We start from the raw sequence: 19,921 nt of genomic DNA on the forward strand, positions 1-19,921 counted from the left end.
GCCTTTTAGGATCAAGCACTCATCTCAACTTATTTGGAGATGTGAGCGATCAGGTCCAGTACTTTGTTAGAGTAGCCAGTTTCGTTGTCGTACCAGGAAACCAGTTTCACGAAGTTGTCGTTCAGTGCGATACCTGCTTTAGCATCGAACACGGAAGTGCACACTTCGCCGTTGAAATCGGTAGATACAACGTCGTCTTCGGTGTAACCCAGAACGCCTTTCATTGGGCCTTCGGAAGCAGCTTTGATTGCTTTCTTAATTTCTTCATAAGAAGCAGCTTTTTCCAGACGAACGGTCAGGTCAACAACGGATACGTTAGGAGTTGGAACGCGGAACGCCATACCAGTCAGTTTGCCATTCAGTTCTGGCAGTACTTTACCTACTGCTTTAGCAGCACCGGTAGAAGATGGGATGATGTTCTGAGCCGCGCCACGGCCGCCGCGCCAGTCTTTGTGAGACGGGCCATCAACGGTTTTCTGAGTAGCGGTGGTTGCGTGAACGGTAGTCATCAGACCTTCGATGATGCCGAAGTTGTCGTTGATAACTTTAGCCAGCGGTGCCAGGCAGTTGGTGGTGCAGGATGCGTTGGAAACGATGTCCTGGCCAGCGTAAGTTTCGAAGTTTGCACCGCGAACGAACATTGGGGTGTTGTCTTTGGAAGGACCAGTCAGAACAACTTTCTTCGCACCCGCAGTGATGTGTTTACGTGCAGTTTCGTCGGTCAGGAAGATACCGGTAGCTTCAGCTACAACGTCAACACCGATTTCGTTCCATTTCAGGTTAGCTGGGTCTTTCTCAGCAGTAACGCGGATGGTTTTGCCGTTAACAACCAGGTGGCCGTCTTTCACTTCAACGGTGCCGTCGAAACGACCGTGAGTTGAGTCGTACTTCAGCATGTACGCCATGTATTCAGCGTCCAGGAGATCGTTGATACCAACGATTTCGATGTCAGAACGTTTCTGAGCAGCACGGAAAACAATACGGCCGATACGGCCAAAACCGTTGATACCTACTTTGATAGTCATATATTCCACCAGCTATTTGTTAGTGAATAAAAGGTTGCCTGTAAAATTACAAAAACCTTACGCAGCGTCAAGCGGAATCGTGTCAATCATTGCGACAAATCAATCCTGTGACTAACGTTTGTGCGACTGACTCGCCTCACTTTCCCTTTGAGCTAGCAACCACATGGGGGCTGCGCCCGGAATTTTAAAGGCCTCGCAGGATTAAAATGTGAAATTGATCACAATTGCCTGACCGCCTTTTCGCGACACATAAGTTTAGAACAAAAGTGCACGCGCGGGTGTTAATGTTTTGTTAGAATCTGGGTTAAAAGATGTCTGTTTCAACAGCGAGATGTAAGCATATGTCGAACCAACGTAACCCCGACGATTTGAAAAAAAACCTTACAGAGATGCAGTTTTACGTGACGCAAAATCACGGCACAGAACCGCCGTTTTCCGGGCGTTTGCTGCACAATAAACGGGAAGGCGTCTACCACTGCCTGGTGTGTGATGCACCGCTGTTTAACTCCCAGACGAAGTACGATTCTGGCTGCGGCTGGCCGAGTTTTTACGAGCCTGTCAGCGATGATGCGATCCGCTACCTGACGGACACCTCGCACGGCATGGTGCGCACCGAAATTCGTTGCGGGAACTGCGACGCCCATCTCGGGCATGTCTTCCCGGATGGCCCGCAGCCGACGGGGGAGCGTTTCTGCGTAAATTCGGCTTCCATGAGCTTTACCGATGATGAAAACGGCGACCAGACCAAGGGTTGAAAAAACGATTCAGCAAATTATTCCTTTGAAAGGGAGAGATCATGAATATTGATGACATGATTGCAGGTATGACCCCGGAGGTTTATCAGCGTCTGGTGACGGCCGTTGAGTTGGGAAAATGGCCGGACGGTGTGGCGCTCACACCTGAGCAAAAAGAGAACAGCTTGCAGCTGGTGATGCTGTGGCAGGCGCGTCACAATACCGACGCCCAGCACATGACCATCGACACTAACGGTCAGATGGTGATGAAAAGCAAGCGCGAGTTGAAAGAAGACTTCGGCATCACGCCGAAGCCGATTGCGACGATGAAAATGCAATAACGGTGCGGGTTTATGCCCTCACCCAACCCTCTCCCAAAGGGAGAGGGCTTGATTGTCTTACTACTGATGCGGGATCCCAAGCGACTCCGCCAGCTGTTTCGCGAGCTGGTTTTCGTCGTCAGCCCCATACTCCCAGAACATGGCGCCGGCAAGTCCTTTCTCCTTGATGTAATCCGCTTTGATCGCCACGGAGCGCGGGTTCTCATAGGAAATCGCAAACAGCGCCTTCCCGTCGGCGGATTTCACCGACAGCCACGGCACCTTCGCCTGTTCGTCCCAGTGCTCGGTAAAGCGTTTTTGCGGATCGTTCAGCAGCTTGCGGACGATATCGTTGTATTTCACATAGGTATCTTTGGTCAGATCATAGCCAAGCGATTTGAACAGGCTCAGTTCCTGCGGCCCGAAGTAGGGCTGCGTCACCGGATTGTTTTGCGCGTCTGGTTTGCTCCAGTCGATCCCTGGCTCTACGGCACGTTTCGGCACGCGCCCATAGAAACCAATTCCGAGGTTCATCTGCTGCGGCTTCAGCCCGGCGGCCAGATAGTTATTCACGACAAAATCGACGCTGTATTTGTCTGCGGCAGCTACCGTTGGCCAGTCGCTGGAGTCATACAGATTCGCGTTAAAATACTGAGTACCGTACGCCATGTCGTAGGTCATCAGGTTGATGTAATCAAGCAGGGGGGCAATGGCTTTCACATCCACCCAGCTTTTCGGACTTTCCGCATTCGCGCCCACCGCAATCGTGACCAGCTTTTTCTTACCAAACGCGTCACGCATCTCTTTTAACAGCGCGGTGAAATTATCCCGGTCGGCAGGGGTGCTTTCGACAAGTCCCCACGCGCCGTTGACCGGATATTCCCAGTCCAGGTCGATCCCGTCCAGGCCGTATTTACTGACGATCTCCTGCGCGGAGCGAATAAACACCGCGCGACTCTCTTTGGTTGCCGCTGCGCCAGAAAATCCTCGCGCGCCCCAGCCGCCAACGGAAAGCAGGACTTTCAGGTTCGGGTTTTGTTTACGAAGCTGAGGAAGTAACGCCAGATCGGATGCCACCTTAGGTGATAACCAGATTTGATGCAGTTTTGCCGGATCTTTCAGCGCGGCGTTGGTTTCGTCTTTCTCGTTGTTATAGACCAGACCAAACGAGTAGTTGAGGTGGGTGATCTGGCGGACGTCCAGTTTATTAATATCGCCACCCGGTCCGGCGGTAACATCGCCACCCCCATTGAAGTAACCCACGGACATCAGGGGCGCGGCGGAAGCCAGTGACGCGCAAAGCAAGGGTAATGCTGCCAGCAAGGGCAAACGTTTCATATAATTTCCTCTTTGACTGAATAAAAATAACCACGCCACAGAAAAGGCGTGGCGAAAAAACAGCCTGAAGAGAATAGCATCGCCGTTTCGCTTGTGATGCGAGGGAGTTCACTTTATGGGGATTGGGGAAGAAATGCCGGGTGGCGCTGACGCTTATCCGGTCTACAAAACCAGAGAAAGTAGGCCGGGTAAGGCTAAGCCGTCACCCGGCTAAAAAGCTTACGCCTGCGTCTCCATCCAGTCAGCCAGCGTATACAGCGTTGTGCCTTCTGCGGCCATATCCATAAACGCCTGAGCGCTGTCCTGCGGCTGAATATTTACCCCGCGACAGCCGTCGGTGATGACATTCACGGTATAGCCCAACTGGAGCGCATCCAGCACGGTGAACTTCACGCAGTAATCCGTCGCCAGGCCCAGCACAATCAGCTCGGTGATCTCATGGTGGCGCAACCACGCGTCCAGCGCCGTCTTCTGACGATGACCGTTATCAAAGAACGCGCTGTAGCTGTCGATGGTTGGGTTTTCACCTTTGTGGAACACCGCGTCGATGGCCTTCTGGTTCAGCAGCGGATGCAGCTCAGCGCCTTCCGTCTGCTGCACGCAGTGATCGGGCCAGAAGGTTTGCGCCAGCCCGTCCAGATCGCCCTGGCTGTAAGGCTCAACGTTGTGCTGGCTGGCAAAGCTGCCGTGGTTTGCCGGATGCCAGTCCTGACTCGCCACCACCGCTTCACCACGAGCTTTACACCACGCAATCAGCGAATTCGCGACGTCTACGGTGCTGTCGCCTTCCGCGACGGCCAGCGCACCACCCGCACAGAAATCATTTTGCAAATCGACCAGTAACAGGGCGCGTTGCTTCATGGGATCTCCTTATTCGTCCGGCGTCAGTTCACCGCGCAGGTTTTGCATCATGGCGCGGCGAATGGAATCAATATCCAGATCCTGACTCAGTAAATAGTGAAGTTTAGTCAGTGTTGCCTCAACGGTCATATCGAAACCACTTATCACGCCTGCGTGAGCCAGAGCATTACCGGTGGCGTAGCCGCCCATATTGACCTTGCCGGACATACACTGGGTGAGGTTGACCACCACAATCCCGCGATCGCTCGCCTCCTGAAGCTCTTTCAGGAATTCACCGTTCTGCGGGGCGTTACCCACACCATAGGAGCGCAGGATCAGCGCCTTCACCGGCTGGCGCAGGAAGTTGCGCACCACGTCGGCGGAAATACCCGGATAAATCGTCACCACGCCGATCGGCTGCGGGGTGATCGGGTGAACGATCAGTTCGCCTGCGGTATTTGGTGCGGGCGGCGTGCCCAGACGACGGATATGGATCCCCGCTTCCAGCAGCGGTTGCAGGTTAGGTGAGGCAAAAGCGTCAAAGCCATCGGCGTGCGCTTTAGTGGTACGGTTCCCGCGGTACAGTCGGTTGTTGAAGAAAAGCGTTACCTCGTTGATCGGGTAATTAGCGGCCACGTACAGAGAGTTGAGCAGGTTGATCTGCCCGTCTGAACGCAGTTCCGCCAGCGGGATCTGCGAACCGGTCACGATGACGGGCTTGCTCAGGTTCTCCAGCATGAAGGAGAGCGCCGAGGCGGTGAACGCCATGGTGTCGGTACCGTGAAGGATCACGAAGCCGTCGTACTGGTCGTAATGGGCTTTAATATCATCCGCAATATGCTGCCAGTCTTCCGGCGTCATGTCGGAGGAGTCCATCAGCGGCTCATATTCGTGGATGGTAAAGTCCGGCATTTCCGGACGGTGAAATTCAGGCATCAGCGCCAGCTGGCGCTGCAAGTGGCCGGAAACCGGGATATAGCCATTTTCTGAGCGCTGCATACCGATGGTACCGCCGGTATAGGCGACATATATTGATTTCTTCTGCATGGTAATGAGTTCTTGTTCTTCAAAAGAAAAAATCCCCTCTTCACGGGAAGAGGGGACGGTTTTTAACGCACGTTCGCGCAGGTCAGGCAAAACGCGTAACGGCTCTGTGGATCATTAAAGGCTGCGAGCTTGTCGCTCTCCGCTTTCATGGCTTTCGCCGCGGTCGCCACCGGCGCCGGCAGATAAGCCTGAAGCGCGTCCGGCAGCATGGCACGGACGGAGCCGGACATGCTGTCCATGACCATATCGAAGAACGTCGGTTCGTCCTGATAATAGTCCACGTGCCACTGCTTGAGCTTCGCCAGCTCCGCCGCTTTCTTCACGGCGTCGTCGAAGTCACCCAGGCTGTCTACCAGACCGTTGCTCTTCGCATCCTGGCCGGTCCAGACGTGGCCCTGCGCGATCTGGTCAATCTGGTCTGGCGTCTTTTTACGGGAGTCCGCAACCAGCGTGATGAAACGTTTATAGCCACTCTCAATGCTGAGCTGCATCATCTCAGACACCTCAGGCGGCAGGGATTTGGTAACGGACACGTCTGCCAGCGGCGAGGTGGAAACGCCGTCGGTGTGGACGCCGAGATAATCCAGGCTGTTCTCAACGGTGTTGATCACACCGAAGATGCCAATCGAGCCGGTCAGCGTGCTTGGGTTAGCCACGATGTAGTTGGCTGGCGTCGAGATCCAGTACCCCCCGGAAGCCGCCATGCCGCCCATCGAGACCACTACCGGCTTGCCTGCGGCGCGCGCGGCGGCCAGTTCAGCACGGATCACTTCAGAGGCGCTGACGCTGCCGCCAGGGCTGTTCACCCTCAGGACAATTGCCTTCACTTTCGGATCCAGGCGCGCATCGCGGATCTGCGACGCGGTGGTGTCCCCGCCGACGTTCCCCGGCGTTTCTTCCCCGTCCATAATGGCCCCGTTAGCAAACACCACGGCGATGCTGTCACCGCTGTCGTCCGGCTTTTTCGCGGCGTAGTCATACATGCTGATGGCGCTGTAGTTTTTATCCTCTTTACTCCAGCCGAACTGTTTGGTCAGCGCTTTTTCAATTTCAGCGCTGGAACCCAGCTGATCGACCAGTTTGTTATCAAGCGCGTATTTCGCTGTATCGCCGTCCACCTTGCGCAGGCCGTCCAGCACGCCGCGCGCGCCCGGAAAGACCTGCTCAGCGGTAATCTGACGGTTAGCGGCAATGGTGCCGAGGTAGTTCTGCCACAGCTCGCCAATCCAGCGGCTGTCCGCTTCACGAGCGGCAGGGGACATATCATCGCGGATAAACGGCTCCACGGCGGATTTATAGGTCCCGACGCGGAAGACGTGGGTAGTGACCTTCAGCTTGTCGAGCAGCGATTTGTAGTACAGACCGTTAGTGGCGAAGCCATGCAGATCGACCGTGCCCTGTGGCGAAAGCCAGATCTTATTGGCAAAGCTCGCCAGATAATATTGCCCCTGGGTGTAGCTGTCGCCAATGGCAATAACCGGTTTACCGCTGTCGCGAAATTCGCGCAGCGCTTTACCGATGTACTGCATTGACGGCTGATCGGCGCCGGCAAAATCTTTCAGGTCCAACACGATACCGGTAATGTTACGATCGTCTTTGGCCTGACGGATGGTGTCGACAATATCAAACAAGGAGTTTTCCTGGAGACGGTCTGACGTTGCGCCGAACAGCTGGCGGCCAATCACGCCCAGACGGTTGCTGGTCGATGGCTTATCAACAATCACCCCGGTGATATCGAGTAACAGTGCGCCGCGCGTCGAATGCTGCGACTGGTTTGCGTTGCTGATATGCATCCAGATACCAGCGCATACCAGGACCAGGAAGATGAAAAAGATGTTCATCACCAGGTTGCGGACGAAGTTGAGCAGTCGCCACGTCCATTTAAAGAAACCGGCAAAGATTCGCCAAAGGGTTCGCATGTATTCTCCCTAACCAGAAAAGGACTGTTTCCGTCGCCACGGGACGGTAATGTGCGGTTATCGTAATGACCCAACCGCCACTTGTCAGCAGGAATCGCCTGCCACGCTGTAACAAATTCTGCTGTCGTGTTAATTTTGTGAGTAAATTTCATGAAAGGAGTTAACCAATGGACGCACTTGAACTGCTTGTTAACCGTCGTAGCGCTTCCCGCCTGGCCGAACCGGCACCCGTCGGCGAGCAGCTGGAAAACATTCTGCGTGCCGGAATGCGTGCGCCGGACCATGGCACATTGCAGCCGTGGCACTTCTTTATTATTGAAGGCGAAGGGCGCGGCCGCTTCAGCCAGCTGCTGGAGCAGGGGGCTGTTGCCGCAGGCCAGGATGAGAAGGGGATTGATAAAGCCCGCAACGCGCCATTCCGTGCGCCGATGATCATCGCGGTAGTCGCAAAATGCCAGGCCGATCATAAAGTGCCGGTCTGGGAGCAGGAGATGTCTGCCGGTTGCGCGGTAATGGCAATGCAAATGGCCGCCGTCGCGCAGGGCTTCAATGGCATCTGGCGCACCGGACCGCTGACCGAAAGTTCGGTCGTGCGTGATGGCTTTGCCTGTGGCGAGCACGATAAAATTGTCGGCTTCCTCTATCTCGGCACCCCGCAGCTTAAAGCCTCCAGCACCATCAGCGTGCCGGACACCACGCCTTTCGTCAGCCGTTTTTAATTACCCGCGCTAAACTGTCTGGATTCTGAGCATCCGCCGCAGAATTCAGACAGTCATACTTACCTCTTTATGGAATGAGCGCTACCATAGCGCGATTGAGATGACAGGAGACGTCCATGAGCGAGCAAACCATTCGTTTAACGCAATACAGCCACGGAGCCGGTTGCGGTTGTAAAATTTCCCCGAAAGTGCTGGAGACCATCCTGCACAGTGAGCAGGCGAAGTTTGTCGACCCGAACCTGCTTGTCGGTAACGAAACGCGTGACGATGCAGCGGTTTATGACTTAGGTAACGGCACCAGCATTATCAGCACCACTGACTTTTTTATGCCGATTGTCGACAACCCATTCGACTTCGGACGCATTGCGGCCACCAACGCCATCAGCGATATCTTTGCGATGGGCGGTAAACCGATCATGGCGATCGCCATTCTGGGCTGGCCGATTAACAACCTCCCGCCTGAGATTGCCCGCGACGTGATCGAAGGCGGACGCTTTGCCTGCCAGCAGGCGGGTATTGCCCTGGCCGGTGGTCACTCTATCGATGCGCCGGAGCCGATCTTCGGCCTGGCCGTCACCGGCGTGGTGCCCACCGAACGCGTGAAGCGCAACAGCACGGCGCAACCGGGCTGCAAACTGTTCCTCACCAAGCCGCTGGGCATTGGCGTACTGACCACTGCCGAGAAGAAATCCCTGCTGAAGCCCGAGCATATCGGTCTGGCAACGGAAGTGATGTGTCAGATGAACCTCGCCGGTGCGGCATTCGCCAATATCGACGGCGTGAAGGCCATGACCGACGTGACCGGATTTGGTCTGCTGGGGCACCTCTCTGAAGTGTGTCAGGGCGCGGGCGTGCAGGCGCAGATCTGGTATCAGGATGTGCCGAAACTGCCGGGCGTGGAAGAGTACATTGCTCAGGGCGCGGTGCCGGGCGGGACGCAGCGCAACTTCGCCAGCTACGGCCATTTAATGGGCGAAATGCCGGAAGCATGGCGTAACCTGCTGTGCGATCCGCAAACCTCCGGCGGTCTGCTGCTGGCGGTGACGCCGGAAGCTGAAGCTGACGTTCAGGCGACGGCTGCCGAGTTTGGCATCACCCTGACGGCCATTGGCGAGCTGGTGACCGCCCGCGGTGGCCGCCCGATGATTGAGATCCGTTAATTCGATGCGGTTGTTTATTGCCGAAAAGCCGAGTCTGGCGCGAGCCATCGCCGACGTGCTGCCCAAGCCGCATCGCAAAGGTGATGGCTTTATCGAATGCGGTAACGGGCAGGTGGTCACCTGGTGTATCGGTCACCTGCTTGAACAGGCGCAGCCGGATGTCTACGACAGCCGCTACGCCCGCTGGAATCTCAACGATCTGCCGATTGTGCCGGAAAAGTGGCGTCTGCAACCGCGTCCTTCCGTCACCAAACAGCTCAACGTCATTAAGCGTTTCCTGCATGAGGCGACGGAAGTGGTCCACGCGGGTGACCCGGACAGGGAAGGGCAACTGCTGGTCGATGAAGTGCTGGACTACCTGGAGCTGACGCCGGAAAAGCGTCAGCAGGTGCAGCGCTGCCTGATCAACGACCTTAACCCGCAGGCGGTGGAGCGCGCGATTTCGCGCCTGCGCGCCAACAGCGAATTTATTCCCCTGTGTGTGTCCGCGCTGGCACGTGCCCGCGCGGACTGGCTGTACGGGATCAACATGACCCGCGCCTACACCATCCTGGGACGCAATGCGGGCTATCAGGGCGTACTCTCTGTTGGGCGTGTTCAAACCCCGGTGCTGGGGCTGGTGGTGCGTCGCGACGAAGAGATCGAAAATTTCGTCGCCAAAGACTTCTTCGAAGTCAAAGCGCATATCGTCACGCCGAAAGACGAACGCTTTACCGCCGTCTGGCAGCCGAGCGATGCCTGTGAGTCATATCAGGACGAAGAGGGACGGCTGCTGCATCGTCCGCTGGCGGAGCACGTGGTTAACCGCATTACCGGCCAACCCGCGATAGTCACCAGCTATAACGACAAACGGGAATCAGAGCCCGCACCGCTGCCGTTCTCCCTTTCGGCGTTGCAGATCGAGGCCGCGAAAAAGTTTGGCCTGAGCGCGCAGAACGTGCTCGATATCTGCCAGAAGCTCTATGAAACCCACAAGCTGATCACCTATCCGCGTTCGGACAGCCGCTATCTGCCGGAGGAACACTTCGCCGGACGCCACTCGGTGATGAACGCCATTGGTGTCCATGCGCCGGATCTGTTGCCGCAACCGGCGGTAAACCCGGATACCCATAACCGCTGCTGGGACGATAAAAAAGTCGATGCCCACCACGCGATAATCCCGACGGCGCGCACCAGCAACGTCAACCTGACCGACAACGAAGCAAAAGTCTATAACCTGATCGCGCGTCAGTATCTGATGCAGTTCTGCCCGGACGCGGTGTTCCGCAAGTGCGTTATCGAACTGGACATTGCCAAAGGCAAATTTATCGCCAAAGCGCGTTTCCTCGCGGAAGCGGGCTGGCGCACGCTGCTCGGCAACAAAGAGCGTGACGAAGAGAACGACGGTACGCCGCTGCCGGTCGTGGCCAAAGGCGACGAACTGCTGTGCGAGAAGGGGGAGGTGGTTGAACGACAGACCCAGCCGCCGCGCCACTTCACCGATGCGACGCTGCTTTCGGCCATGACCGGGATCGCCCGTTTTGTGCAGGATAAAGATCTGAAGAAGATCCTGCGCGCCACCGACGGTCTGGGTACGGAAGCAACCCGCGCGGGGATCATCGAGCTGCTCTTTAAGCGCGGTTTTCTTGAGAAAAAGGGGCGCTATATCCATTCGACCGAGCCGGGGCGCGCGCTGATTCATTCCCTGCCGGAGCTGGCCGCCAGGCCGGACATGACCGCGCACTGGGAATCGGTGCTGACGCAGATTAGCGAGAAGCAGTGCCGCTATCAGGACTTTATGCAGCCGCTGGTGGGGACGCTTTACCAGCTGATCGATCAGGCGCGCAGCACGCCGGTGAAGCGCTTCAGAGGGATGGTTGCACCAGGCGCGGGTGCGAAGAAACCGTTTAAAAAGAAGAAAAGCGCGGCCTGATACGCCCGGTTTTCACCCTCTCCCTATGGGAGAGGGCCGGGGTGAGGGCACCCGGCCGCACGATATAAACCTTAAATCACACCCTGCCCAATCATCGCATCCGCCACCTTCACGAACCCGGCGATATTCGCCCCGCGCACGTAGTTGGTTTGCGATGCCTCCCCGCCGTACTCCACGCAGGCATGGTGAATATCCAGCATGATGTGGTGCAGGCGCGCATCCACTTTCTCCGCCTTCCAGCCGAGACGCGCGGCGTTTTGCGCCATCTCGAGGCCGGAGGTGGCCACGCCGCCCGCGTTAGCGGCCTTGCCCGGCGCAAACAGCACGCCCGCGTCCAGGAACAGGTCCGTGGCGTCGATGGTGGTTGGCATGTTCGCCCCTTCGGCCACCGCTTTCACGCCATTGCTAATCAGCGTCCGGGCGGCATCCACGTCCAGTTCGTTTTGCGTCGCGCATGGCAGGGCGATATCCACCGGCACGCCCCACGGCTGTTTACCTTCCAGATAGGTCAGGCCAAACTCACGGGCATAATCCGCTACCCGACCGTCACGGCTGGCTTTGATTTCGCACAGACGCGCCAGTTTTTCTGCCGTAAAGCCAGCTTCATCCACTACGGTGCCGCTGGAGTCGGAGGCGGTCACCACGCGCGCGCCAAACGCCATCGCTTTCTCGATAGCGTACTGCGCCACGTTGCCGGAGCCGGAGACCGCCACGCGCATCCCCTCGAAGCTCAGTCCGTGACGCTTAAGCATCGCTTCAGTGAAATAGACCAGACCGTAACCCGTCGCTTCCGGGCGAATCAGGCTACCGCCAAACGACAGACCTTTGCCGGTAAAGACGCAGGCGCTGTTGTTGGAGAGCTTTTTCATCATCCCGGCCATAAAGCCCACTTCACGCCCCCCCACGCCGATATCTCCGGCGGGAACGTCGGTGTCGGGCCCAAGGTGGCGATAGAGTTCAGTGACCAGCGCCTGGCAGAAGCGCATCACTTCGCCTTCGCTCTTGCCTTTCGGATCGAAATCACTCCCGCCTTTACCGCCGCCCATCGGCAGGGTAGTGAGCGCATTTTTAAAGGTCTGCTCGAAGCCGAGGAACTTCAGAATCGACAGGTTCACCGAAGGATGGAAGCGCATCCCGCCCTTAAACGGCCCAATGGCGGAGTTAAACTGCACGCGCCACGCGCGGTTGACCTGCACCTGATTGCGATCGTCCACCCACGCCACGCGGAACTGGATGACGCGCTCTGGCTCAACCAGACGTTCAAGCAGCGCCATCTGGCGGTAGCGCGGATTTTCCTCAAGGAAGGGCCACAGGGTGGTCATGACTTCACGAACGGCCTGGGCAAACTCGCTTTGGTGCGGGTCGCGCTGCTGAACATGGGCAAGAAAGCTTTCCAGAGAGCGTGTCTGATCCATAGATATAAGAACCTCTTATAATAATTTATGCGTGTGGCGGAGATGTTTTGTGTCGTTTTTTTGACTATACCACCCGCACCGCTTTGAGAGGCAAGCAGAAATTTATGCTGCAAGGGAAATTAATGACAGGGCGCGCGTCATAACTAAAAGCGATGACGAGATACATTAAAGATCCCGTCCGGATCGACCGTTATAGATATAAACGATGCAAAGGAAACAAAGTCTATGAACCGTTACGCAATGGCCGCGTTATGTTTGATGGTGTCCGCCGGGGCACAGGCTGATCGCATTCGCCCGGATGTCGAGGTTAACGTGCCGCCAGAGGTCTTTAGCGCTGGCGGCCAGCGTGCGCAGCCGTGTAATCAGTGCTGTATCTATCAGGATCAAAACTATTCCGAAGGCGCAGTGGTCAGGGCGGATGGCGTGCTGTTGCAGTGCCAGCGTGATGAACGCACCCTCAGTACAAACCCGCTGGTCTGGCGTCGCGTAAAAGAATAAACGCTTCCAGCAGCGGTATATCCGCCGGGGCTAAATCATACGTGAACGCGTCTTCTGGCGTACACCATACCAGCGCCGAGTGATAATGCGCCTTCAGCTCACCGCTAAATTTAGGCACATGCCAGGCGTGGAGGTGAATCAGCCGCTGCGACACCTCCCGCTGGTGGCTTGCCACATACCGCGCGGGCACAGCTTCAATGCCGAGCTCTTCGCGCAGTTCGCGGATCAGCGCTTCCGGCTGGGTCTCACCGGCTTCAACCTTCCCGCCCGCAAATTCCCACATTCCTGGCTGATCGGCATGTTCGGGACGCTGCGCCAGCAAAATCTTGCCCTCATTTTCGAGGATGGCCGCAACCACATCGAGTGTTTTCAGCATGTTCGTCAATAATTAATAGCGAAAAACGACATATTATCGTGCCCTTCCACAGAGTCCAGTCATCAGGAGAATCAGGTGAAAGAGATATCCGCCTGGGTTGCGCCCATGGAAACCCTTCCCGTCAGCCTTAGCCCCATCGCCGCCATGCAGAAAAAACACTTCGGCGCGGTGCTGAACCCCACTCGCTGGTGGGGGCGTATGCCGCGTCTTTTCTGGCTGGTGGCGCTGTTTGTCGGCTACCTGGAGCGGCGCAAGGCGCGTTTGACCCCGGTTCTCCGATCGCTACTAATGACGCGGGTCTCGCAGATCTGCCACTGCGCATTTTGTATTGATGCCAACAGCCTGCGTCTGGCCGAGCGGAGCGGGGCGCTGGATAAAGTGCAGGCCGTCAGCGACTGGCAAAATTCCACCCTGTTCAGCGAAGAGGAGCGCGCGGCGCTGGCCTATGCGGAAGCGGTCACCGCCACGCCGCCTGAGGTGGATGAAAATATCAAAAGCCTGCTGAAGCGCCACTTTACGGAAGAGACCATCACCGAAATGACGGCTCTGATTGCCTTTCAGAATCTTTCCGCCCGCTTTAACGCCGCGCTGGATATCCCGACTCAGGGGCTGTGCGCCACGTTTAAAGGTAAACCACATGCTGGATAAACATCTGCACCCCCGGCTGAAACCCGGGTTAAATCAGCTGGCCGCCGCGCTGGATAAACCGTTTATCACGCCTGATGGCTTAACGCTCGCCGGGTTTGCGATTGGCGTGCTGGCGTTACCTTTTCTGGCGCTGGGCTGGTATCCGGCGGCGCTGATCGCCATTGTGCTGAACCGGCTGCTGGATGGTTTGGACGGCGCGCTGGCGCGTCGCCGTGGCCTGACGGACGCGGGAGGATTTCTTGATATCGCCCTCGACTTCCTGTTTTACGCCCTGGTGCCGTTTGGTTTTGCGCTGGCCGCTCCGGCTGATAATGCGATCGCCGCCGCCTGGCTGCTGTTCGCGTTTATGGGGACGGGCAGCAGTTTTCTGGCCTTTGCCGCGCTGGCGGGGAAGCATGATATCGACAACCCCGGCTATGCGCACAAGTCGCTTTATTACATTGGAGGATTAACGGAAGGAACAGAGACCATCGCGCTGTTTGTGCTGTGCAGCCTGTTTCCGGCGCATTTCGCGCTCTTTGCATGGGTGTTTGGCGCGTTGTGCTGGCTGACCACCACAACGCGCATCTGGAGCGGTTATATCACGCTGAAGTCACTTCCCCGCTAGCGTGCGCTCTCCGGTCCGCGCTCCCCGGTGGAGACCGGGTTCTGCGGATGGCTGCTCCATTCGTACCAGCCGCCGTCGTAGACGGCAACGTTCTGCCAGCCCATGGCGCGGGCGTACATAAAGGCTTCAGACGCGCGCCAGCCGGTACCACAGTAAAACGCAACGTGCTGCTCCGGCAGGATATTCCACGTTTTCCACATGGCGGCAATATCATCGGCGCTGCGCATGGTGCCATCCGGATTGTGGAAATCTTCCATGTGGGTCGCGTCGCTGCCCGCATGGCCCCAACGCGCACCGGCAATTTCACCTTTTGGCTTGATATAGCTGTAGCCGCTGGTTTCACCGATAAACTCTGGCCAGGAACGAACGCTCACCAGCGACGCGTCCTGACGGTGCAGCATTCCCCGGGCCTGCTCCATATCCACCATCAGCCGCGGCTGGCCCGGGATCGGCGCGCCAAAATCAGGGGCTGGCTTCACGTTTGCAGGCGTTCCGCGCTCAACGGGCAGGCTGGCGTCGGACCACGCCTTCCAGCCGCCATCCAGAATCCGCACATCCTTCACGCCCGCGTAGAGCATGATCTGCGCCACGCGCGCGGCGGCATACACGTCGCGACCGTACAGAATGACGGTGGTATCGTGACGGATCCCGTGCTTCGCCAGCATCGCTTTCAGCTTTTCGTCAGAGACCTTATTCCACAGCGGTTCGCTTTCCACTTCATTGGTGTCGATATAGCCCGCGCCGGGAATATGGCTCAGGAGATAAAGCTTCGGCGCACCCCAGCCAGCCTCGATCACCTTCCACTCTCCGGCTGGTGCGGCGGTAACGGGTTTCCCCTGCTGCAACTGGCGGATCCACTGCGGATAAACCAGCTGTTCGAAATGCGCCAGACGTTGCAGACGATCGGATTGTTGCAGGGCATCGCTCAGGGTGGAGACGTGGGTAAAGCCCGCTTTCTCCAGCCGCGTTTTGACGGTCTGGTTGTCATTATCGTTGCCATAGAGCGCAACCGGCATGTCTGGCGTAAGCCGATGCTGTTTTGCCCAGCCGCTGAGCTGTTCATCGCTCATTGCCCCAAGCCAGCTGGCAGAGAGATTAAGCGCGGCGGGTTCATGCCCGGACGTTCCGCTCAGGGTCTGCGGCCAGCCGTTAAAGAACGCACTGATGCGCGTATCAATTACCGCGCCGTTTTGCGTCTGAAGCTGAGCCAGCGTGAGGGAGTGGGGCATATCAGCCGCCGTGGAGGAGAGTGAGGCGAGGCCGCAGATCAGGGCCAGCGCGGTCAGTTGAGAAACACGTTTCATCGAAAAACCTGACGTCATTAAAAGAGGGGGGCATTGTCGTCTCTCCTGAAGCCAAAAACATTGCGTTAGCACATTATTGCCAGCGAGAAATCTCAATCACCTCGCCGCCGGGCGGAATATCGTCCTCATCATGCGTGACCAGCACCACCGGGATCCTGCGCTGGCGAGTGACCTCGAATACCCACGCCCGGAATGAGGCGCGCAGCGTTTTATCCAGTCGACTGAACGGCTCGTCGAGCAGCAATGCCTGCGGCTGGGCGAGAAGGGCGCGCAACAGGCTGACCCTGGCGCGCTCGCCGCCGGAAAGGGTCGCCGGATCGCTGGTGTAGTGGTTTGCCAGCCCGGCAGTCTCCAGGGCCTGCTCGACCGCGTTGCGGCGGGCGCGCCCGACGATGTGCGCCGGCAGCGCCAGCATCAGGTTTTGCCCCACGCTGAAGGCGTCAAACAGCAGGGCATCCTGAAACAGAATGCCGATCCCGCGCGTTTCCACAGGGAGCATATCGCAGCGACGATCGTTCAGCCACAGCTCGCCGTGCGCCTTAAAATCAGCGGATAACGCCCCCACCATCCAGGCGAAAAGGGTCGATTTCCCACTCCCGGAGGGCCCCATCAGCGTGACGATCTCCCCCGCCGGGACGCGGAAGTTGACCTCATGTAAGAGCGGCGCAATGGTGAGATTTTTCACGGTTAGCATTAACGTAATCCTTGTCTGTGACGGCCCACGAGCCGGGAGAGCAGCGCGGCAAGGGCAAATACGCTGCTGGTCAACAACAACAGACCCAGCGCCCGGCTGGCGAGGATCGGAATGCTGCCGCCGCTGCTGAGGGCGACCGCCTCCGTCGTCAGGGTGGTGAAACGTCCCGCCCCCAGCCAGAGGGTAGGCATGTACTGGGCCATGCTCACGGAAAAGCCGGTGGCAAAGGCCAGCAGGGCCGGACGAACCATCAATGGGCATTTCACTAGCCAGAAAATTTTCGCCCGCCGCCAGCCCAGCGTTCTGGCAGTGAGGATAAGCCGGGGATCGAGCCGGCGCCAGGCCGGTTGCAGCACCAGGAGCATCCACGGGAGGACCCAGAGCATATGGCTCCAGAGCACCGCAGCGTACTGGCCGTCGATGCCCAGCCACAGCGCCACGGCATACTGCCCGGACACGAGGGGCAGCGCCGGGAGGGCGAGCGGCAGCCAGATCCACACCGCGCCGCGCTGGGGTCCCCACTCAAGCCAGATCATGAGGATGGCCAGCGCTGTCAGGCTGGACAGCAGTCCCAGTGAAAGGCTGTCGCTGACGGGGCCGATGTCGTCCCGGCGTGCCAGCATCAGCAGAACCAGCGCACAGAGCACGCCGCACAGCGGCAGTAACCCGCCCAGCGTCCGTGCGGGCAGCGCGCTATGCGAAGCGCGACGTACCCCGGAGGGGGCAGGCTGGGCGCGCCGCCATGCCGTCCAGAAGCCGTATCCCACCGCGGCAAGCGCCGCCAGCAGCAGGAGCAACACCAGACACAGCAGCGTTCCCTTGGTTTGCTGCTGCGCATCGCCCTGGGTGAGCCACTGCCAGGCCAGCACCGCCAGCGTAGGCGGGTTGCCCGGCCCGAGCACGATCGCCACATCCACCACGGAAAGCGACCAGGCGAGCACCGCCAGCATCACGGCGCCCAGCGCGGGGGCGATTGCCGGGAGGACGAGCCAGTTGAGCGCCTGCATTCGTCCGTAGCCGAAGGTATGCAGGACAATTTTCTGCTGTACGAGGCGCTTTTCAGGCAGCGCGGCGTAGATTGTCCACAGAACGAACGCGCTCTCTTTGACCGCAAGCGTCAGGCCAAGCCCGATACCGTAGCGGTCAAGCTGCGGCGAACAGACTGTACAGATCCGGTAAAACTGACCCCCTTCCGCAAACAGCAGCAGCGCGCTGGTGGCGAAGGCGACGTGCGGCACGGCTAACAGCCACGGCAAACGGGTGCTCAGGCGCTGCCAGCCTTCAACCGGCCAGAGAAGCGCAAGCAGGGTCAGGGCGATAAACAGTGAGCCCAGCGTCGCGATAAGCGCTGACACCAGCGTGGCGGCCAGCGCCTGCGGCAGCTGCGGGTCGGCAAACAGCGTCGCCCAGTTGCCGGGAGAAAACGCCGGGGCCAGCAGCATGCCGCTGGCGGGAAGCAGGGGCAGATAGATGACCGCCATTGCCGCCCAGACCAGCCCGCTTAGCGGGTTCCGTAGCGGCGAAGCCATTCCTGCTCCAGGGCGTTAACCCAGGCGGCGTGCGGTTCGGGAAGCACATCAGGCGTGCCTGAGGGGGTAAAGGCGCGAAGATGTTTTGCCGCTTTCGCAGGCAGTTTTTCGCCATCCAGCACGCTCGGGTCACCCCAGACGGCAGGATTAGCTTTGCGGATCTGCGCCTGCGGTGACAGCAGGAAATTCGCCACCACTTTCGCACCTGCGCTCGCGCTGGCGTTTGCCGGGATGGCGACAAAATGGACGTTGCCGATCATGCCTTTGAGAAAGCCGAAACTGTAGCTGTCGGCAGGCAGTTCACCGCTCGCCACCTTTTGCATCGCATGGGCGGGGTTAAAGGTGAGCGACAGGTTCAGACTGCCGCTGGCCAGCAGCGTATCCATGCGCGCAGGCGACGGAGGAAAATCGTTCCCTTCGCGCCACAGCAGGGGGTGCAGCGTATCAAGGTAATCCCACAGCGGCGCGGTGACCTGCGCAAAGGTACTGTCTGGCGCGTTTTTTAACGCCTCCGGATGGGCGGTCAGCGCCAGCAGTAGCTGCTCAAGAAACGCCGTGCCGGTAAAATCCGGCGGTCGCGGATAGCTCACCTTGCCAGGGTGCTGTCGGGCGTATACCAGCAGCGCGTGGGGATCTGCCGGTGGTGTCGGCGTACTCGCTTTACGGGCGATAAAGGTTAATTGCGCGCCGCCCCACGGGGATTCTGCCCCATCGGTCGGGATGGCAAAATCTTCCGTGACCGGTTTACGGGTATCGACGTAGCGCCAGTTGGGCAGGGTTTGCGCCCAGCCGGTGAGCAGCAGGTTTGCCGCTTTCAGGTTGCGGAAGTTTTCCCCGTTTACCCAGAGCAGATCCACCGACCCGTTACTGCTACGTCCTGCGGCATGTTCCGTCTGGATCCGCTTCACCGCGTCGGCGGCATCGGCCAGATGAACGATCTTCAGGTTGATGGCGTAGTGCGTTTTCATCTCGCCGCTTACCCAGTCGAGGTAGCGGTTAACGGCCTCGTCACCGCCCCAGGCGTTAAACCAGACGGTCTGCCCGGTGGCCTGTTGCTGAATGGATTGCCAGCTCTCAGCGGCGAAGGCAGAGGTTGCCAGCAGCAGACTCGTCAGAAACGCGCAAAAACGCACCCGGCGCATAATGCCTCACTTTTTAATCGAAGGGATGTAACGGGAAAACAGCCAGCGAGTGACCAGCGGTAATAACCCTAATAGTGTAAAGGCGAACAGCAGTCCCGGCGACAGAATATCGCGCAGCGAGGTGAGTTTCCCCAGCTCGCGTCCGGCGTTCAGATAAATGACGGTGGCAGGTAGCATCGCAAGCTGGCTGACCCACCAGTAGTGACGCACCCTGAGACGGGTTAGCCCCATCAGCAAATTGACCAGAAAGAACGGGAACAACGGCATCAGGCGCAGGGCAAAAAGGTAGCGTGCGCCGTCGCGATCCATCCCCGCATCGATCGTATTCATCTGTGCGGCAAAGCGCCGCTGCACCCAGTCGCGCAGCAGATAACGGCTGACGAGCATGGCAAGCGTGGCGCCGAGCGTCGAGGCAAATGACACCAACAGCGTCGCCTCCCACAGGCTGAAAAGCGCCCCGCCGAGCAGCGTCAGAAGCGCGGCTCCGGGGATCGATAGCGCGGAGAGCAGAACGTAAACCGCAAAATAGAACAGCGCGCTCTGAAGGGGCGCTTGCTCCACACGAGCGAGCAACGTTTGCTGGTGTATTTTTAGCGTGTCGAGGGAGAGCATGCCCGGTGGAAGCAAAACAACAATTAAAACAAATGCGCCCAGAAGGGCGCACAGGAGACTGATTTTTTTAATATTCACTGAA

Annotated in this window: 20 protein-coding genes; 8 read left to right on the plus strand and 12 right to left on the minus strand. The window is 58.2% G+C overall.

What is annotated here, in order from left to right:
- Nucleotides 1–29 precede the first annotated feature (29 nt).
- Nucleotides 30–1,025, minus strand: a complete 996-nt coding sequence (gene gapA / locus ACOTZD_RS12795) for a glyceraldehyde-3-phosphate dehydrogenase (protein WP_006809136.1) — start codon at nt 1,023–1,025, stop codon at nt 30–32.
- Nucleotides 1,026–1,366: 341 nt separating this feature from the next.
- On the opposite strand from gapA, the gene msrB reads away from it, so the two are divergent.
- Together msrB and ACOTZD_RS12805 are read left to right on the plus strand one after the other, a co-directional pair.
- The gene (gene msrB / locus ACOTZD_RS12800; protein ID WP_003857865.1) at nt 1,367–1,780 is read left to right on the plus strand and encodes a peptide-methionine (R)-S-oxide reductase MsrB; all 414 of its coding nucleotides are present in this window, start codon (nt 1,367–1,369) and stop codon (nt 1,778–1,780) included.
- A 41-nt stretch (nt 1,781–1,821) separates the two neighbouring features.
- Complete coding sequence (locus ACOTZD_RS12805) at nt 1,822–2,100, plus strand: YeaC family protein (protein WP_003857863.1); 279 nt, start codon at nt 1,822–1,824, stop codon at nt 2,098–2,100.
- 60 nt (nt 2,101–2,160) lie between these two features.
- Here the strand turns inward: ACOTZD_RS12805 and ACOTZD_RS12810 are convergent, their stop codons facing one another.
- The 4 genes from ACOTZD_RS12810 to sppA form a co-directional block, all read right to left on the minus strand.
- The gene (locus ACOTZD_RS12810; RefSeq protein WP_032658143.1) at nt 2,161–3,417 is read right to left on the minus strand and encodes a glycoside hydrolase family 18 protein; all 1,257 of its coding nucleotides are present in this window, start codon (nt 3,415–3,417) and stop codon (nt 2,161–2,163) included.
- Between the two features lie 219 nt (nt 3,418–3,636).
- Nucleotides 3,637–4,278, minus strand: coding sequence for a bifunctional nicotinamidase/pyrazinamidase (gene pncA, locus ACOTZD_RS12815; protein ID WP_174402050.1), 642 nt, complete (start codon nt 4,276–4,278; stop codon nt 3,637–3,639).
- 9 nt (nt 4,279–4,287) lie between these two features.
- Complete coding sequence (gene ansA / locus ACOTZD_RS12820; protein WP_023303507.1) at nt 4,288–5,304, minus strand: asparaginase; 1,017 nt, start codon at nt 5,302–5,304, stop codon at nt 4,288–4,290.
- Nucleotides 5,305–5,366: 62 nt separating this feature from the next.
- Complete coding sequence (sppA, locus tag ACOTZD_RS12825) at nt 5,367–7,223, minus strand: signal peptide peptidase SppA (RefSeq protein WP_032653247.1); 1,857 nt, start codon at nt 7,221–7,223, stop codon at nt 5,367–5,369.
- A gap of 167 nt (nt 7,224–7,390) precedes the next feature.
- On the opposite strand from sppA, the gene ACOTZD_RS12830 reads away from it, so the two are divergent.
- The 3 genes from ACOTZD_RS12830 to ACOTZD_RS12840 all read left to right on the plus strand — a co-directional run bounded on the left by ACOTZD_RS12830 (nt 7,391) and on the right by ACOTZD_RS12840 (nt 11,014).
- Nucleotides 7,391–7,942: an NAD(P)H nitroreductase gene (locus ACOTZD_RS12830; RefSeq protein ID WP_023324479.1), complete on the plus strand. Its 552-nt coding sequence runs from the start codon at nt 7,391–7,393 to the stop codon at nt 7,940–7,942.
- Nucleotides 7,943–8,058: 116 nt separating this feature from the next.
- Entirely contained in the window at nt 8,059–9,102 is a 1,044-nt protein-coding gene (gene selD / locus ACOTZD_RS12835) for a selenide, water dikinase SelD (protein ID WP_045350495.1), read from the plus strand.
- Between the two features lie 4 nt (nt 9,103–9,106).
- Nucleotides 9,107–11,014, plus strand: coding sequence for a DNA topoisomerase III (locus ACOTZD_RS12840; RefSeq protein WP_174402049.1), 1,908 nt, complete (start codon nt 9,107–9,109; stop codon nt 11,012–11,014).
- A 71-nt stretch (nt 11,015–11,085) separates the two neighbouring features.
- Here the strand turns inward: ACOTZD_RS12840 and gdhA are convergent, their stop codons facing one another.
- The gene (gene gdhA, locus ACOTZD_RS12845) at nt 11,086–12,429 is read right to left on the minus strand and encodes an NADP-specific glutamate dehydrogenase (RefSeq protein ID WP_023324482.1); all 1,344 of its coding nucleotides are present in this window, start codon (nt 12,427–12,429) and stop codon (nt 11,086–11,088) included.
- A 225-nt stretch (nt 12,430–12,654) separates the two neighbouring features.
- Between gdhA and ACOTZD_RS12850 the strand changes: the two genes are divergently transcribed.
- Entirely contained in the window at nt 12,655–12,927 is a 273-nt protein-coding gene (locus tag ACOTZD_RS12850; protein ID WP_003857857.1) for a YnjH family protein, read from the plus strand.
- On the opposite strand, the gene ACOTZD_RS12855 is transcribed toward ACOTZD_RS12850, so the two are convergent.
- Nucleotides 12,887–13,303, minus strand: coding sequence for a pyrimidine (deoxy)nucleoside triphosphate diphosphatase (locus ACOTZD_RS12855; RefSeq protein ID WP_063401642.1), 417 nt, complete (start codon nt 13,301–13,303; stop codon nt 12,887–12,889). The two genes, ACOTZD_RS12850 and ACOTZD_RS12855, sit on opposite strands and share 41 nt — an antisense overlap.
- A gap of 75 nt (nt 13,304–13,378) precedes the next feature.
- Here ACOTZD_RS12855 and ACOTZD_RS12860 point away from each other — a divergent pair, with 75 nt between their 5' ends.
- Together ACOTZD_RS12860 and ACOTZD_RS12865 are read left to right on the plus strand one after the other, a co-directional pair.
- Nucleotides 13,379–13,951, plus strand: a complete 573-nt coding sequence (locus tag ACOTZD_RS12860) for a carboxymuconolactone decarboxylase family protein (protein ID WP_003857852.1) — start codon at nt 13,379–13,381, stop codon at nt 13,949–13,951.
- A complete protein-coding gene (locus ACOTZD_RS12865) occupies nt 13,941–14,558 on the plus strand; it encodes a CDP-alcohol phosphatidyltransferase family protein (RefSeq protein ID WP_022650879.1) in 618 nt (205 codons plus the stop codon). The genes ACOTZD_RS12860 and ACOTZD_RS12865 overlap by 11 nt, the downstream gene beginning before the upstream one ends.
- Here the strand turns inward: ACOTZD_RS12865 and ACOTZD_RS12870 are convergent.
- From ACOTZD_RS12870 to ACOTZD_RS12890, 5 genes are all read right to left on the minus strand, one after another.
- Complete coding sequence (locus ACOTZD_RS12870) at nt 14,555–15,862, minus strand: sulfurtransferase (protein ID WP_174402048.1); 1,308 nt, start codon at nt 15,860–15,862, stop codon at nt 14,555–14,557. The two genes, ACOTZD_RS12865 and ACOTZD_RS12870, sit on opposite strands and share 4 nt — an antisense overlap.
- A 73-nt stretch (nt 15,863–15,935) precedes the next feature.
- A complete protein-coding gene (locus ACOTZD_RS12875) occupies nt 15,936–16,556 on the minus strand; it encodes an ATP-binding cassette domain-containing protein (RefSeq protein ID WP_022650881.1) in 621 nt (206 codons plus the stop codon).
- Nucleotides 16,556–18,085: an ABC transporter permease subunit gene (locus tag ACOTZD_RS12880; RefSeq protein WP_174402047.1), complete on the minus strand. Its 1,530-nt coding sequence runs from the start codon at nt 18,083–18,085 to the stop codon at nt 16,556–16,558. The genes ACOTZD_RS12875 and ACOTZD_RS12880 overlap by 1 nt, the downstream gene beginning before the upstream one ends.
- Nucleotides 18,058–19,227, minus strand: a complete 1,170-nt coding sequence (locus ACOTZD_RS12885; RefSeq protein ID WP_174402046.1) for an ABC transporter substrate-binding protein — start codon at nt 19,225–19,227, stop codon at nt 18,058–18,060. Before ACOTZD_RS12885 ends, ACOTZD_RS12880 begins: the two co-directional genes overlap by 28 nt.
- A gap of 6 nt (nt 19,228–19,233) precedes the next feature.
- Complete coding sequence (locus ACOTZD_RS12890; RefSeq protein WP_032645828.1) at nt 19,234–19,917, minus strand: TVP38/TMEM64 family protein; 684 nt, start codon at nt 19,915–19,917, stop codon at nt 19,234–19,236.
- Nucleotides 19,918–19,921 lie beyond the last annotated feature (4 nt).

The organism is Enterobacter cloacae complex sp. SHL022, assembly GCF_049237785.1.
GTDB classification, from domain to species: domain Bacteria; phylum Pseudomonadota; class Gammaproteobacteria; order Enterobacterales; family Enterobacteriaceae; genus Enterobacter; species Enterobacter hormaechei_C.